The sequence below is a fragment of the Leclercia tamurae genome (assembly GCF_025566055.1).
Taxonomy (GTDB): Bacteria; Pseudomonadota; Gammaproteobacteria; order Enterobacterales; family Enterobacteriaceae; genus Enterobacter; species Enterobacter tamurae.
Map to the genome: position 1 here is coordinate 41,343 of NZ_JAMHKS010000066.1, position 15,036 is coordinate 56,378.

General features: G+C 58.7%; 14 protein-coding genes. 5 read left to right on the forward strand and 9 right to left on the reverse strand.

Going from position 1 to position 15,036, the window contains the following annotated elements; all coding sequences use genetic code 11:
- Nucleotides 1-7 precede the first annotated feature (7 nt).
- The 6 genes from M8318_RS04930 to adhP all read right to left on the reverse strand — a co-directional run bounded on the left by M8318_RS04930 (nucleotide 8) and on the right by adhP (nucleotide 7,200).
- Entirely contained in the window at nucleotides 8-997 is a 990-nt protein-coding gene (locus M8318_RS04930; RefSeq protein ID WP_262661179.1) for a putative FMN-dependent luciferase-like monooxygenase, read from the reverse strand.
- The gene (locus tag M8318_RS04935) at nucleotides 994-2,595 is read right to left on the reverse strand and encodes a dipeptide ABC transporter ATP-binding protein (RefSeq protein WP_225758793.1); all 1,602 of its coding nucleotides are present in this window, start codon (nucleotides 2,593-2,595) and stop codon (nucleotides 994-996) included. The genes M8318_RS04930 and M8318_RS04935 overlap by 4 nt, the downstream gene beginning before the upstream one ends.
- Nucleotides 2,592-3,443 (reverse strand): ABC transporter permease, encoded by an 852-nt coding sequence (locus tag M8318_RS04940; protein ID WP_262661180.1) that lies wholly within the window; start codon nucleotides 3,441-3,443, stop codon nucleotides 2,592-2,594. Before M8318_RS04940 ends, M8318_RS04935 begins: the two co-directional genes overlap by 4 nt.
- Nucleotides 3,440-4,384 (reverse strand): ABC transporter permease, encoded by a 945-nt coding sequence (locus M8318_RS04945; RefSeq protein WP_262661181.1) that lies wholly within the window; start codon nucleotides 4,382-4,384, stop codon nucleotides 3,440-3,442. The genes M8318_RS04940 and M8318_RS04945 overlap by 4 nt, the downstream gene beginning before the upstream one ends.
- Nucleotides 4,385-4,394: 10 nt before the next feature.
- On the reverse strand, nucleotides 4,395-6,014 hold the full coding sequence (locus M8318_RS04950) for a TIGR04028 family ABC transporter substrate-binding protein (protein ID WP_262661182.1): 1,620 nt from the start codon (nucleotides 6,012-6,014) through the stop codon (nucleotides 4,395-4,397).
- Between the two features lie 175 nt (nucleotides 6,015-6,189).
- Complete coding sequence (gene adhP, locus M8318_RS04955; RefSeq protein ID WP_262661183.1) at nucleotides 6,190-7,200, reverse strand: alcohol dehydrogenase AdhP; 1,011 nt, start codon at nucleotides 7,198-7,200, stop codon at nucleotides 6,190-6,192.
- 274 nt (nucleotides 7,201-7,474) lie between these two features.
- On the opposite strand from adhP, the gene M8318_RS04960 reads away from it, so the two are divergent.
- Nucleotides 7,475-8,074 carry an inorganic diphosphatase gene (locus M8318_RS04960; protein ID WP_166182461.1) on the forward strand — a complete coding sequence of 200 codons (600 nt, stop codon included), beginning with the start codon at nucleotides 7,475-7,477 and terminating at the stop codon, nucleotides 8,072-8,074.
- A 37-nt stretch (nucleotides 8,075-8,111) separates the two neighbouring features.
- Here M8318_RS04960 and M8318_RS04965 read toward each other — a convergent pair whose 3' ends face one another.
- On the reverse strand, nucleotides 8,112-9,818 hold the full coding sequence (locus M8318_RS04965; protein WP_262661184.1) for an ABC-F family ATP-binding cassette domain-containing protein: 1,707 nt from the start codon (nucleotides 9,816-9,818) through the stop codon (nucleotides 8,112-8,114).
- 362 nt (nucleotides 9,819-10,180) lie between these two features.
- On the opposite strand from M8318_RS04965, the gene M8318_RS04970 reads away from it, so the two are divergent.
- The 3 genes from M8318_RS04970 (at nucleotide 10,181) to M8318_RS04980 (ending at nucleotide 12,316) form a co-directional block, all read left to right on the forward strand.
- Nucleotides 10,181-11,395: an MFS transporter gene (locus tag M8318_RS04970; RefSeq protein WP_262661185.1), complete on the forward strand. Its 1,215-nt coding sequence runs from the start codon at nucleotides 10,181-10,183 to the stop codon at nucleotides 11,393-11,395.
- A gap of 53 nt (nucleotides 11,396-11,448) precedes the next feature.
- On the forward strand, nucleotides 11,449-11,796 hold the full coding sequence (yajD, locus tag M8318_RS04975) for an HNH nuclease YajD (protein ID WP_262661186.1): 348 nt from the start codon (nucleotides 11,449-11,451) through the stop codon (nucleotides 11,794-11,796).
- Between the two features lie 301 nt (nucleotides 11,797-12,097).
- Entirely contained in the window at nucleotides 12,098-12,316 is a 219-nt protein-coding gene (locus M8318_RS04980) for a cold shock domain-containing protein (RefSeq protein ID WP_262661187.1), read from the forward strand.
- Nucleotides 12,317-12,417: 101 nt separating this feature from the next.
- Here M8318_RS04980 and M8318_RS04985 read toward each other — a convergent pair whose 3' ends face one another.
- Nucleotides 12,418-12,588, reverse strand: a complete 171-nt coding sequence (locus M8318_RS04985) for a YnfU family zinc-binding protein (protein ID WP_332018257.1) — start codon at nucleotides 12,586-12,588, stop codon at nucleotides 12,418-12,420.
- A 341-nt stretch (nucleotides 12,589-12,929) separates the two neighbouring features.
- Here M8318_RS04985 and cspE point away from each other — a divergent pair, with 341 nt between their 5' ends.
- Nucleotides 12,930-13,142, forward strand: a complete 213-nt coding sequence (gene cspE / locus M8318_RS04990; protein WP_166182458.1) for a transcription antiterminator/RNA stability regulator CspE — start codon at nucleotides 12,930-12,932, stop codon at nucleotides 13,140-13,142.
- Between the two features lie 47 nt (nucleotides 13,143-13,189).
- Here the strand turns inward: cspE and M8318_RS04995 are convergent, their stop codons facing one another.
- Nucleotides 13,190-14,887, reverse strand: a complete 1,698-nt coding sequence (locus tag M8318_RS04995) for an NAD-dependent malic enzyme (RefSeq protein ID WP_166182457.1) — start codon at nucleotides 14,885-14,887, stop codon at nucleotides 13,190-13,192.
- Nucleotides 14,888-15,036: the final 149 nt, after the last annotated feature.

Below are 15,036 nucleotides of genomic sequence, written 5' to 3' on the forward strand. Positions count from 1 at the left end.
TGACTCCTTATAAAAGTTGAGGGGCGATCTGCTCTGCGATTAACTCAATCGAATGCAAAGTGTCCTGATGCGACGGCTCAACCGAATGCACCTGGAACGAAATGTCGGTGGCGCGCGCCAGGACTGAATCCTGCTTCAGCGAGGCGAGCACCGTCTGCGGCGCGCCGATATGGGCGTCAAACTGGCCGATATAATCCGTGACAGTGTCACCAGTAAGGGCGTGCCCGGCGGCCTGATGCTGCTGCGCCTGGCGGGTCAGACCCGGTTCGGCGACCTTCAGGGCATAGGCATCGCTGTCGGCAACAAATGCGGTGCGCGAAGCCAGAATGCGAGGGGCAACGCCGGACGGCAGGGCGTCGAGATAGGCGTCGATTATTGGGTTCTGGATCGCATCCAGCGGCAGCGCAAGATTGTCCGGCGGGCGCGGCTGGGTGCGGGAGAGCATCAACCCATGGCCCTGCCGGGCGGCACGCACGGCGCCCTCCACCGAGAAAGTGGCGATCCATACCCGCTCCGTCAGCCCGGGCGCAGGCGGATAGAGATGGTTATCCGGATGGGCCAGGGAATCCCCGCGCCACGCGCTGTTGATCAGGTGCAGGTGATCGGCAAAGGTGGCCGCCCGCTCGTTAATGGTCAGCCCGAACGGCAAAAACGAGGTCGGCGTCCCGCCGGAACCAAACCCCACCTCCAGCCGCCCGTCGGATAAGAGATCCAGTACCGCGGTATCTTCCGCCACCCGCAGCGGGTTCTCCACCGGCAGGGTGATAATGGCGGTGCCCAACCGAATGCGGGTGGTGTATGCCGCGATATGGGCGAGGAACACCAGAGGCGACGGCAGGCCGCCCTCACGCTCGTGGAAGTGGTGCTGGGCGATCCAGGCGGTGTCAAAGCCGTAGCGTTCGGCATGACGGATCTGCTCTGTCGCCAGGCGATAGCGTTCTTTGGCTGGCACATCGTCCAGCAGGCGGGTGAAGAATCCCAGGCGTTTACGCGTCATGCGTACTCCTTCTGTGAAAAGTGGGGAATGGCGGCGATCAACTCGCGGGTGTAGTCGTTCTGCGGGGCGGCGAACAGTGATTCCACCGCGCCGTGCTCCACGACCTGACCGCTGCGCAGCACGGTGACGCTGTGGGCAATGCGCCGGACGGTCGCCAGGTCGTGGGTAATAAACAGATAGGTCAGGCCCAGCTGCTGTTGTAACTGCTGGAGCAGGGCGAGGATCTGCGCCTGTACGGTGACGTCCAGCGCCGAGGTAGCCTCGTCCAGCACCAGAATGGTCGGCTCGAGGATCAGGGCCCGGGCAATGGCCACGCGCTGACGTTGACCGCCCGACAGTTCCCGTGCGGTGCGGGTTAGCAGCTCAGGCGGTAGGGCCACCCGGCGGGTGACGTTCTCCACCCGGGCGGCCCGTTCGGCCTTGCTGACCGGAGCAAAATTTTTCAGCGGCTCTTCGATGATCTCAAACAGCGTCTGGCGCGGGTCCAGCGAGGCAAACGGGTTCTGGTAGACGAACTGGATCTTCTGTCGCAATTGACGGCGCGCCTCGTGGCTGAGGGTGGTGGCGTCGATGTCATCGATAATCACCTGGCCGCTGTCGGCCTGCTCAAAGCCGAGCAGGATCCGGGCGAGGGTGGTTTTACCCGAGCCGGACTCCCCGACCAGGGCGTGGGTGCTGCCGCGTTGCACGGCAAAGCTGACGTCATCCAGAGCCTGCAGCTGATGACCTTTGCCCAGCCCAAAGCGTTTGCTAATACCAATAGCCTGGATGGCCGGAGAGGCCAGAGCACGACCCGACACCGGGGCGATGGTCAAGCGCTGTCCGTTCAGATCGCTCAGTAGTTGGCGCGTATAGGCGTGCTGCGGGGCGCGCACCACGTCGGCGGTAGCGCCATGCTCCTGCACCTCGCCGTGGCGGAATACCAGCAGCCGATCGGCCCGCTGGGCCGCGAGGGCGAGGTCATGGGTGACAAACAGCACCGCGGTGCCGGATTCCCGCCGCAGGACGTCCAGCAGATCGAGAATGCGTTTCTGCACCGTGACGTCCAGGGCGCTGGTGGGTTCATCGGCAACGATCACGTCCGGGCGCAGGGCGATGGCGATAGCAATCAATACCCGCTGCTTCATGCCGCCGGATAGCTGATGCGGAAACTGCTTCATCCGCTGCTCCGGGTGGCTGAGGCCCACTTTGGTCAGCAGGGCCAGTACCTGGCTGTCGCACTCGGCCTTATTGATTTTTTGATGCAGACGCAGGATTTCGCCCACCTGGGCACCGACGGTTTTCACCGGATTAAGGGAGTTACCCGGATCCTGCGGCACCAGGCTGATGTGGGCTCCGCGCAGGCTGTCGAGGCGTTTGGTCGACCACTGGCTGAGATCTTCCCCGTTCAGGCGAATGCTGCCCCCGTCGCGGCGGGCGTTATCTGCCAGCAGACCGATAATCGCTTGCGCAGTGGTGGTTTTCCCCGAGCCGGACTCGCCGACAAAGGCCAGCATTTCGCCGCGCCCGAGGGTAAAGCTGACGTTATGCACAACCTCGCGCCACTCGCGTCCGGTGCGGTAGCTGAGGGTCAGGTTTTCCACTGATAACACGGTCATGAGCGATCTCCGCTTAACTGACGGCTGATACGGTTTGTGGCCAGCACCACGGCGATCACCACCAGGCCGGGGAAGGTGGTTAACCACCAGGCGGTGGAGAGATAGTTACGCCCCTCGGCAATCAGCAAGCCCCACTCCGGGATCGGCGGTGGGGTGCCATAGCCAAGGAAGCTGAGTGTGGACAGCGCCAGGATTGCCTGACCAAACTGCAAGGTGGCAAAAGCCAGCACCGCGGTTAGCGAGTTGGGCAGAATGTGGCGCCACAGCACCGTCCAGAAGGTGCCCCCGCTGCCAAACGCGGCTTCGACATAATCGGTGTGGCGGATGCGCACCACTTCCCCGCGCGCCAGGCGGGCAAAGCTGGCGATCGACGCTACCCCAACGGCGATGGCGGCGTTAACGGTGCCAAAGCCGAGGAGAATGATCACCGTCAGCGACAGCAGCAGCGAGGGGATGGCAAGCAGGACGTCCACCAGCCGCATCAGCACCGACTCCACCCGTCCGGCAAAGGCCCCGGCAATCACGCCGATAGCGGTGCCAATAAACAGCCCCATCGCCACTGCCACCAGCGCGGCGCTCAGGGAGTGCGAGGCACCGTAGACGATGCGGGTATACACATCGCGTCCCAGCTGGTCGGTGCCAAGCCAGTAGTCCGCCTGGGGAGCCAGCCGCTGCGCCCCGGCAATGCCCTCAATCGGGCTGAAGTGGGTGAACAGACCCGGCGCGATGGCCGCCAGCGCGGCGGCGGCAATAATGGCCCAGGCCAGCCATAATCCCGGCTGCCAGCGCAGTCCGCGCCAGGCGGGAATGCGCTTACGCGCCGCGGCAGCATAATCAACAAGGCTCATGCAACACCTCCGGTAACGGTTTGCAGGCGGGGATCGAACAGCGGCATCAGCAGATCCACCAGCAGGTTAATCAGCACAAAGCCGAGGGCAGAGATCATCACCACTGCTTGTAACACGGCGATATCCTGGTTATTCACCGCCTGCTGGGTCAGCAGCCCCAGACCGCTGCGGCCAAACACGGTTTCGGTGATCAGCGCCCCGGCAATCAGCTCCCCCAGCAGCAGCCCGGCGATGTTCAGTACTGGTAGCAAGGCATTGCCGGTGACGTGCCGCCAGAGCACGGCGGTTTCGCTTAGCCCTTTGGCCCGCGCCACCGCCACAAACGGCTGGGCAGCCACCTGATCGAGACTGCGCATCAGGATCTGCGCCAGCGGGGCGGAGATCGGAATGGCGACCGTGATTATCGGCAGGATCAGCCCCTGCAATGGGGTCGGGTTAATCACCGGGATCAGCCGCAGCTGGAAGGAGAACAGCTGAATCAGGGCGATCCCCAGCCAGAAGGTGGGCAGGGAGATAAACAGCACCGGCAGGGACTGAATAGCGTTGCTGAGCCAGCGCAGCCCTGGCAGGCGCGAGGCCAGCGCGAGGGAGAAGGCCAGCACTACCGCCAGCGCAAAGGCGGGCAGCGCCAGGCTTAAGGTATCCGGCAGATTGGTGGCGATAAGCTCGCTCACCGCCACCCCCGCCTGTACCGAGAAACCAAAATCGCCGCGCAGCATCGCCCCAAGGGTGTGCAGATACTGTTGCCACAGCGGGCTGTCGGCCCCGTAAGCAATTCGCATCTCTTCAATTTGTGCCGGGCTCAGACCCAGGTCCGGGTTCTGGAACTTGATCAGCACCGCGTCCCCCGGCAGCACCTGGAGCAGCACGAAGGACAAAGTGAACGCTGCCCAGAGCACCAGCAGCCCCAGCCCGGCCCGTCGCAGCAAATAGTGGCTCATCGTTATCCCCTTAGTGTTTCTCGAGCCACGCGCCGTAGAACGACGGGCGACCGACCGCTTCAAAACTCACCCCTTTCAGCCAGGGCGCACCGGCGAACACCTGCGGCTCCTCGAAGATCGGGATCACGTAGGCGTTATCCAGCAGGTAGCGCTGGGCGTCGCCGGTGAGCTGGAGGCGCTTCTGCGGGTCCACTTCGGCGGAGATGTTCACCAGCAGGTCGTTGAGCTTGTCGTCGCGGAAGCTGTTGACCTTGTCGCTGGAGCCCCCTTTTTGCAGCAGGGCATCGCGGTTATTCGGATAGAACATGCTCTTCACCACGTCCGGGTCGGCGCGGCCCACTTCCGAGACGGTGAGGGGCGTTTTCAGCGGATCGAGGTTGTCGAGGGCATGGCTCCCGGCATCACCGGCCTTCACGTTGAGGGCGACGCCCACCTGACGCCACTGCTGGGCCACCAGCTGCAATACCTCTTTATTTTGCGGCTGCGGCAGGGATTCGTAGATAGTCAGGGCCAGACGCTGGCCGTCTTTAGCGCGGATGCCGTCGCTGCCTGCTTTCCAGCCCGCCTCATCCAGCAGGCTGCTGGCTTTGGCCGGGTCGAAGGTCAGCTTGTCGCTGAGATCGACATACCCTGCGGCGGAATCGGCAATCACCGATTTGGCCTGCGGGTAGTTCGGCGAGAACAGGGTCTCAACCACCTGTCTGGCATTGGTAGCGTGCAGCAGCGCCTGGCGCACCCGCAGGTCGGCCACCAGCGGGTTATCCGGGCGGAAGCTGATGCTGTCGTTCACTCCGCGGGTGGGGGCGGCATAGATGTGATACCCCTGTTCGGTGGCCTGTTTTTCGTCATAGGCCTGCACCTGGCGGATAAAGTCGGCCTGTCCGGCCAGCAGCGCGCCGACGCGAACGCTGTCTTCCGGGGTCACCAGATAGGTGATGCCATCAAGGTTGGCCGGGCCCTGCTGGGCGAGGTTCTTCGGCCCCCAGGCGTAGTCTTTACGTGCCTGGAGATTCACTTCCCGGCCCAGCTTTTCGTCTTTCACCACGAACGGGCCAGAACCGATGATATGTCGGGCGTCCCCCAGCTCTTCAAAGTTACGTTGTAACGTACTCAGGGAGACCAGCCCCGAGCCGATGGTGGCGGTGCCCTGCAGGAAGCCCGGGGACGGCTTTTTGAAGTAGAACTTCACCGTATGCGGGTCGATCACTTCGCTGCGGTCGTAGTTGTTGATCACTTCAGATACCGGCAGGCGCTGGGCCTTATTGCCTTTGCCGTAGGTATCGAAGTTCTTCGCTACCGCGGTAGCATCCAGTGGCGTGCCGTCGGAGAAGGTCACCCCCGGACGAATTTTAAAGGTGTATTCGGTTTTATCGGCGTTGGTTGACCAGCTCTCAGCGATCCACGGCTCAACCTCCAGGGTCTTCGGGTTCTGCCAGGTGAGTTTGTCGGTTACCTGATTCAGGATCCCGCCGTTGGGGTAAAACCCGCCCGCCGGGGGATAAAGATTGGTGTGCGCCTGTTGCTCCAGATAGACCAGCGTGCCGCCTTTAACCGGCGTGTCAGCGGCATAAGTCGCCGTCTTCGCAAGAATAAGCGCCGTCAGCAGCGGCAGGCGAAATGGCGTTTGCATGGTGAATTCCTTATGTTTTTTCTTGTTAGCGTCGAAGGCATCTTCGGGCGCGGCACAAAAGAAAGGAACCAAGGAATTGAGCTAAGGATTTGCGGAAAGTGGCAATAAAAAAACCGCGCCGGGGGTGGCGCGGTTTACGTAGGCCCGGCAAGCGTAGCGCCGCCGGGCATGCGACTTATGAACGGAAATCAATCACCATGCGGCCGCGGATCTGGCCTTGTTCCATCTCCTTGAAGATGGCGTTGATGTCGCCCAGCGGACGCAGCGCCACTTTCGGCACCACTTTGCCTTCGGCGGCAAACTGGAAGGCTTCGGTCAGATCCTGACGGGTGCCAACCAGCGAGCCCACCACCTGTATGCCGTCCAGCACCAGACGTGGAATATCGAGGCTCATCGCTTCCGGCGGCAGACCGACCGCCACCACGCGGCCACCGGCACGAACCGCATCCACCGCCGAGTTAAAGGCGACTTTCGCCACCGCTGTCACCACTGCCGCGTGGGCACCGCCGGTTTTTTCCTGAATGAATTTCGCGGCATCCTCGCTGCGGGAGTTAACGACCAGATCGGCCCCCATGCTGGTGGCAAGCTTCAGCTGTTCATCATTGACGTCAACGGCGATCACTTTGGCGTTAAAGACGTTTTTGGCGTACTGTAGCGCCAGGTTGCCCAGACCACCGAGGCCATAAATGGCAATCCACTGGCCGGGTTTGATCTCCGCCACTTTCACTGCTTTATAGGTGGTCACCCCGGCGCAGGTGATACTGCTCGCGGCGGCGGACTCCAGTCCCTCCGGCACTTTTACCGCATAATCGGCGGTGACGATGCACTCTTCGGCCATTCCGCCGTCCACGGAATATCCCGCGTTTTTCACGGTACGGCACAGGGTTTCGTTGCCGGAGTTACAGTATTCACAGTGGCCGCAGCCTTCGAAGAACCACGCCACGCTTGCGCGATCGCCCGGCTTCAGGGAGGTCACGCCCGGGCCGATCTCCTTGACGACCCCAATGCCTTCATGGCCGAGGATCACCCCGGTCTTATCGCCAAAATCGCCGTTCTTAACATGAAGATCGGTGTGGCAGACGCCACAGCACTCCATCTTCAGCAGCGCTTCGCCGTGCTTCAAGGGGCGCAGGGTTTTCTCGGTCACTTCTACCTGATGGTCTTTTGTCACGACAGCAGCTTTCATATGTATCTCCATTTTCATATTGAGGATCTGCGGGGCAGGTATGCGTCCAACAGCGCGACATACTCCTTCAGGATTAATTTTTTTAATGATTGAGGCAAGGGCTGTGAAACATAATGTCATCATTTAATGAGGTTTTAGCGGAACGGTGATAGCAGAATAAGTAATAACCGCAATGGATGGAGGGGGAAATATTTCTGCAGTGAAACTGTCATTTTTCTGCCATTTTGCAACCGTAAGGTGTGGTCTTCTTAAAAACCGAAGAGTTAACAAGACAATGCATCTGGTAAAAAAACTTCTCGCTGTGAGCGTCCTCCTGTCAGCTTCTGTGCAGGCGCAGAATATCCTCGAATTCCCGCAGCCTGATAACAACCCGGAAGAGTTTTATGCCGTCACCGAAATTCCGGCGGGCGGGATTATTAAATATGAAACGGATGCCAAAACCGGTTTTATCATTGCCGACCGCTTCCAGTCGATGCCGGTGGCTTACCCGGCTAACTACGGCTCGCTGACCCAGTCGCTGGCGGGGGATGGCGATCCGCTGGACGTGATCTTCTATACCCGCGCCCCGATGGCCCCGGGGACTCTGATTAAACTGCGCGCCATTGGCGTGCTGAAGATGATCGACGGCGGTGAGAAAGACGACAAAATTGTTGCCGTTCCGGCCAGCAAAATTGACCCGACCTATGACGACATCAAAGAGCTGAGCGATCTGCCGAAAATTGAGCAGCAGCGTCTGGAGTCGTTTTTCCGCGTCTACAAACAGCTGCCGGAAGGGCGCAAGTCGGTGGAGCTGAACGGCTTTAACGATGCCGCCACCGCGAAGCAGGAAATTAAACAGGCATGGGATGCCTGGAAAACGAATCAGCCGAAGTAAAAAATGGCCCGGCGGCGGCTACCCGCCGGGCGATGTCCTACAGCTGCGCCGTCAGCGCGGCAATCTCCTCCTGCCACTGGGCCTGAAGCTGCGGCTTCTGATGCTTAGGCTTACGCAGCCGATCTTCTTCCAGCAACGTCTCCAGCATAATCAACCGTTCCAGCAGATCCTCATGTGCCTCGGGTTCATCTTGCCGCACGGCCTGAACCGGCACGGCGCTGACCCCGTTGCCGTCCCGCAGGCGGGTAAATACCGCGTCGGCATCGTGCCATTCGCTGAGCAGGCCATTTTCAATCAACCAGAAACGATTGCAGCTCTGGGTGATTAACTGCCGGTCATGGCTGACCAGCAGAACGCCGCCTTCGAACTGTTGCAGCGTTTCGGCCAGCGCCTCTTTGCCTTCCATGTCCAGATGGTTGGTCGGTTCATCGAGCATCAGCAGGCTGAAGCGGGCCAGGGTCAGGCCAATAAACAACAGCCGGGATCGTTCACCCCCGCTGAGGGTACTGACCTTTTGCCCGTGCCGGGCCCAGGCGAATCCGGCGGAGATCAGCGCCATCTTGCGATGCTGCGGGTCAGGCGCGAAGGGCTCAAGGGCGTCGATCAGCGTGGCGTCATCCGCCAGCTGATGCAGGGTCTGGTCGTAATAGCCCATGGCCACGCGTGGGTGGATCTTCAGCCCGGCATGCGTTTCGCTGGCAATACACTGCCGCCAGATCAGCCGCATCAGGGAGGATTTCCCGCAGCCGTTGCGCCCGACAATCGCTACCCGATCGCCGCTTTTGAGCCGGACGTTTTCTGCCGAGAACAACGCTGGCAGGCCAGGCGCAGGCGGAACGCTGAGCGTGTCGATCTCCAGTAGCCGGTCCGCCCGCAGCGCATCGCCGCGCAGGGTTAAGGTCCAGGGCGTGCCGTTTGTCAGCGCCGTCTGGCTCTCCTTCAGCCGCTCCACCTGACGTTCCATCTGCTTGGCTTTGCGGGCCAGATCCTCGTTATCGTAGACCTTGCCCCAGGTCGCCAGCCGTTTGGCGCTGGCGGTGACCCGGTCGATCTCCTTTTGCTCGGCTTTATGGCGCAGGGCGTCGCTCTCGTCCTTCTCCGCCAGCGCCTGACGCGCCCGGGTGCAGGGAAGGGCGAAGTAGTGCAACGTTTTATCCCGCAGGATCCAGCTGCCGTTGGTGACGGCATCCAGCAGTTGTCTGTCGTGAGAAACCAGCACAAAGCTGCCGGACCAGTTTTGCAGGAACTGCTCCAGCCACAGCAGCGTCGGCAGGTCGAGGTGGTTGCTGGGTTCATCCAGCAGCAGCAGATCCGGCTCGTTAATCAGCGCCCGCGCCAGCAGCAGTCGGGTGTGCTGTCCGCCGCTGAGGGTAGCCGATTGCAGGCCAGTGTCCTGCAGGGTAAAACCCATGCCCGCCAGCAATGTTTCTGCCCGCCAGCGCAGGCTTTCGCGCTCGGCCACCGGCAGCTGCGCCAGCACCGCGTCGATCATGGTCAGTGGATAGACGGATTCAGGGAGATGTTGCTCCACCCGTGCCATCAGGCAGTGCCCGGCCAGCGCGACCGTCCCGGAGAGGGGCGTGTCTGTGCCGTCGAGGATCTTCAGCAGGGTACTTTTGCCGCAGCCGTTATCGCCCAGCAGACCAATGCGGTCGCCTTTTTTCAGGCTAAAGGTGAGATCGTTGAACAGCGTGTCAAAGGCGGTATCAACACGGAGAGAAAGTGCAGTCAGTAATGTACTCATTTGCTTACTCAAGAGTTACAGGCATGAAAATGCCTCGTCATACATCGCTGACGATAACCCGGTAAGCCCGAGAGAAGGGATTCAGTCTTAGGTGTCTTCGCTCAAGCCGAAGTTATCGCAGCACGAAACCGATAACGCTTGAGCAGGTGCGATCACCAAGGTGAAGTGAAATTTCAAACATTTCACAGCACAGCATAATTAGCCTCCTTTTATATTCAGTGGGTTGATGAATGAAAGGAGTGTAGCGGGGTTTTGTATGACCAGCAAGGGCACCAGCATAAAGCTGGTGGTTGCATTTTAAAACCACCTGACCTACCTTTAAATGGTTTTATCTTGAAACCATATTACAGGAAGCTAACAGCATGAATGTGCAACCGAGTGCGCGTATATCACCCAGCCTGGTGTGGCTGTTCGCCATCGCCAGCGGCCTGAGCGTGGCGAATGTCTATTACGCCCAGCCGTTACTGGACGCCCTGGCGCGGGATTTTGACATCAGCCAGGCGGCGGTGGGCGGTGTCATCACTGCCACCCAACTGGGTTGCGCGCTGGCGCTGCTGTTTCTGGTGCCACTGGGGGATCGGGTGGATCGCCGTCGGTTGATGGCGATACAAATGGTGGCCCTGATCGTCGCCCTGATTGCGGTAGGGATGGCGCAGTCCGCCCCGGTATTGCTGGGAGGTATGCTCACCGTTGGGCTGCTAGGCACGGCGATGACCCAGGGGCTGATCGCCTATGCGGCCAGCGCCGCTGCGCCCCATGAACAGGGGCGGGTAGTGGGTACGGCCCAGGGCGGGGTCTTCATTGGACTGCTGCTGGCGCGGGTCTTTGCCGGAGGCATCAGCGACCTGGCAGGCTGGCGCGGAGTCTATTTCTGCGCCGCGCTTCTGATGCTGGCGATTGCGATCCCCCTGTGGCGACGGCTGCCGGTTCTGCCTCCGGCCTCCCGCACGCTGAGTTATCCCCGTCTGCTGGCCTCGATGCTGACCCTGCTGCATGAGGAGAAGTTGTTACAGGTGAGGGGCATACTGGCGCTGCTGATGTTCGCCGCCTTTAACATCTTCTGGAGCGCGCTGGTGTTGCCCCTGAGCGCGCCGCCCTACAGCTTTTCGCACACGGCGATTGGTGCCTTCGGGCTGGCAGGTGTGGTCGGCGCGCTGGCCGCGGCCCGGGCCGGGGAGTGGGCGGACAGGGGATATGCCCGGCGCACCAGCGGGATAGCGCTTCTGGCGCTGTTGCTGGCCTGGTGGCCGCTATCGCTGATGGGTGTGTCGCTGTGGGCGCTGGCGATCGGTATCGTGCTGCTGGACCTGGGCGGCCAGGCGCTGCACGTCACCAATCAGAGCCTGATCTTCCGCACCCGCCCGGATGCGCACAGCCGGCTGGTAGGGCTATATATGCTGTTTTACGCCGTCGGTAGCGGACTGGGCGCCATTGGCACCACCGCCACATATGCTCATTTTGGCTGGCAGGGGGTATGTCTGTTGGGGGCGGTAGTCAGCCTGCTGGCGCTGGTGTTCTGGTGGTTGACGCAGCATCAGGTCGCAGAAACCACGGACTGCGCCAGTGAACGCAGGTGAAATCCCGGCCGTACTGGCGTAAAATTAGCTTTTTGCCACAGGTAACTTCAGCAATGGCTCTGATCCCTAAAAACTACTCGCGGTTGGAAAGCGGCTACCGCGAGAAAGCACTTAAAATCTATCCGTGGGTATGCGGACGTTGCTCGCGAGAGTTCGTTTATTCGAACCTGCGTGAATTAACGGTTCACCATATCGATCACGACCATACCAACAACCCGGAAGATGGCAGTAACTGGGAGTTGCTGTGTCTGTTCTGCCACGATCATGAGCATTCCAAATACACGGAAGCGGATCTGTACGGCACCACCGTGGTAGCTGGTGAAGACGCGCAAAAAGATGTCGGTGCGGCGACCTACAACCCCTTTGCCGATTTACAGGCGATGTTGAATAAGAAGAAATAATTGTCGAAACGCCGGGTGGCGCTGCGCTTACCCGGCCTACGAAAAATAACGCGCGGGTATTCCCGATTATTCTCGTTATTTTTTTTCGGGTCGTCGGTATGGCTAATATAAATTTGCTTATTGACACTGGACGTGCATTAATAAAATCTTCGGTTCGACATACAAACGAACGTAAAAATTTTACTAAGTAGTTCTCATAACCTGGCGCTATCGCTGATATCCCCTCCCTTTGAGCCCAGACGTTTAATCCATTACGTTTATTATGAACGCTCACCTCTATTGATGCTCAACAGGAGTCAGTATGTCCGCAAGAATTACAGGCCTGGTAAAGTGGTTCAAAGAAGACAAAGGTTTTGGTTTTATCTCCCCGCTGGACGGGAGTAAAGATGTCGCAGTACATTTTTCTGCGCTGGAAGATGATAACGTCGAAACGCTCTTTGAAGGGCAAAAGGTTGAATTTACCATCCGCAGTGACGACAAAAGGCCTACCGCCATCAGAGTAAGGCTGTGCGACAGATAAACCGCATCGCAGGTCTGCTTTAGCGATCGAACGTGAGTTATATTGCCAAATGAGCCGGTAACGCAACGAATGCATCCGGAGCATTTGGCAATTGCTGATTTTTAAATTCGCTGAGTGGATTTAAATAAGGTACTGCAGTACGGGCAGACAAGTTGAGCCCCTTTCTGTACGCGGCTAAAGCTATGTTCAGAATCTTTTGTACAGCCTGGGCATGGGCATTTTACTAAATAATTACGACGGGCTTGCGTGTTTTTACGTCCGGACATAGGCATCTCCTGATTTAAGGGATTGCCACCTTACACGCTTAGTCATTCTGATGCTTGTATTTATTTTTTTATTACCCGGTGTTTATCAGCCATTTAGCCATCCGGGTGGTTAAGCGGTTAAGATAAAAAACATAAACATTGCATAATCAATTTCCCTGTGTCTTAATGGCTCATCGGTTTGGAAAGCAGACCTTATGAAAGCAGTTTTAGTAAAGCAGTCCTCAGTTCAAGTGTTATCATCAGATACTCTTCTTCATGAGCCTCCTTCTATAGTGCCCAATAAGTCACTCTAAAAATACAGGCCATCTTCGCCGCGCTTAAGTGGCTCATCAATTAAGGAAGTATTTATGTCTAACAAAATGACTGGTTTAGTAAAATGGTTTAACGCTGATAAAGGTTTTGGTTTTATCACTCCTGACGACGGCAGCAAGGATGTATTCGTACATTTCTCTGCGATTCAGAGCGATAATTTCAAGACCCTTGATGAAGGCCAGAAAGTTTCCTTCACTATTGAAAGCGGCGCTAAAGGCCCTGCTGCCGGAAACGTATCAGCGCTTTAATTTGCGCTTTGATAATAAAAAACCCGCCTTGAGCGGGTTTTTTTATTTTAAATCGACGTCCGACGGTAGCTGCGGTACTCCGGCTGCCAGAAGTTCTCGTCAATCGCCTGCTGCAACGCATCGGCAGAGGTTTTCACCGCCACGCCTTGCTGCTGCGCCATCTTACCCACGGCAAAGGCAATCGCCTTCGACACCACGTGAATATCCTTCAGCTCCGGCAGCACCAGTCCTTCACCGTTGTTCACCAGCGGCGAGTGCTTGGCCAGGGTTTCGCTGGCAGACATCAGCATCTCATCGGTAATGCGTGAGGCGCCGGAGGCGATGACCCCCAGGCCAATTCCCGGGAAGATATAGGAGTTGTTGCACTGGGCGATCGGGTAGGTTTTATCCTTCCATACCACCGGGGCAAACGGGCTGCCGGTAGCGACCAGCGCATTGCCTTCGGTCCAGGCGATGATGTCCTGCGGAGTGGCTTCCACGCGGGAGGTCGGGTTCGACAGCGGCATCACGATCGGGCGCGCGCAGTACTTATGCATCTCGCGGATGATCTCTTCGGTGAACAGCCCGGTCTGCCCCGAGACGCCGATCAGGATATCCGGCTTGACGTTACGCACCACATCCAGCAGGGAGAGCACTTCGTTGTCGGTATCCCAGTTTTTCAGGTTCTCGCGCTTTTGCACCAGTTTGGTCTGGAACGGGAGCAGGTTCGGCATGGCGTCGGTGAGCAGGCCAAAACGGTCCACCATAAAGACGCGCGAGCGGGCCAGCTCTTCGCTTAAGCCTTCCCGCTGAGTCTGGGCGATGATCTGCTCCGCAATACCGCACCCGGCGGAACCGGCGCCGAGGAAGACGATCTTCTGATAGCTTAACTGGTTGCCCGCCGCGCGGCTGGCCGCAATCAGCGTGCCGACGGTCACTGCTGCGGTACCCTGAATGTCGTCGTTAAAGGAGCAGATTTCGTCGCGATAGCGATTTAGCAGCGGCATGGCGTTTTTCTGGGCGAAGTCTTCAAATTGCAGCAGCACGTCCGGCCAGCGATGTTTTACCGCCTGGATAAAGTCATCCACAAATTGGTAGTACTCGTCGTCGGTGATGCGCGGGTGACGCCAGCCCATATACAGCGGATCGTTAAGCAGCTGCTGGTTGTTGGTACCCACATCCAGCACCACCGGCAGGGTGTAAGCCGGGCTGATGCCGCCGCAGGCGGTGTACAGCGACAGCTTGCCGATTGGAATGCCCATTCCGCCGATCCCCTGGTCGCCCAGACCGAGAATACGTTCCCCGTCGGTCACCACGATCACCTTGATGTTGTGGTTCGACACGTTCTGCAGAATGTCATCCATGTTGTGACGGTTCTGATACGAGATAAACACGCCGCGCGAGCGACGGTAAATTTCGGAGAAGCGTTCACAGGCGGCCCCGACGGTCGGGGTGTAGATCACCGGCATCATCTCGTCGAGATGGTTCTGCACCAGCCGGTAGAAGAGGGTTTCGTTGGTGTCCTGAATATTGCGCAGGTAGATGTGCTTATCGATCTCGGTTTTGAAGCCCTGGTACTGGATCCACGCGCGCTCGGCCTGTTCTTCGATGGTTTCCACCACTTCCGGCAGCAGGCCCAGCAGGTTGAAGTTGCTGCGCTCTTCCATGCTGAAGGCGCTGCCCTTGTTCAGCAGGGGGAACTCCAGCAGAACCGGACCGGCATAAGGGATGTAAAGGGAACGATGTCGGGTTGCTTTGTTTTCCATGTCACTCACTTAATTTTTGGAAATCCGTCCCTGGCACTGGTGTTGATCATTGTCGCTGTCGTGCCCGCAGGGGATGTCAGGCGGATAGTATAGAGGAGGTGAATGTTAAAAACCGCAACATCGTATTAAAAACAGGTTCGGTTGTGATC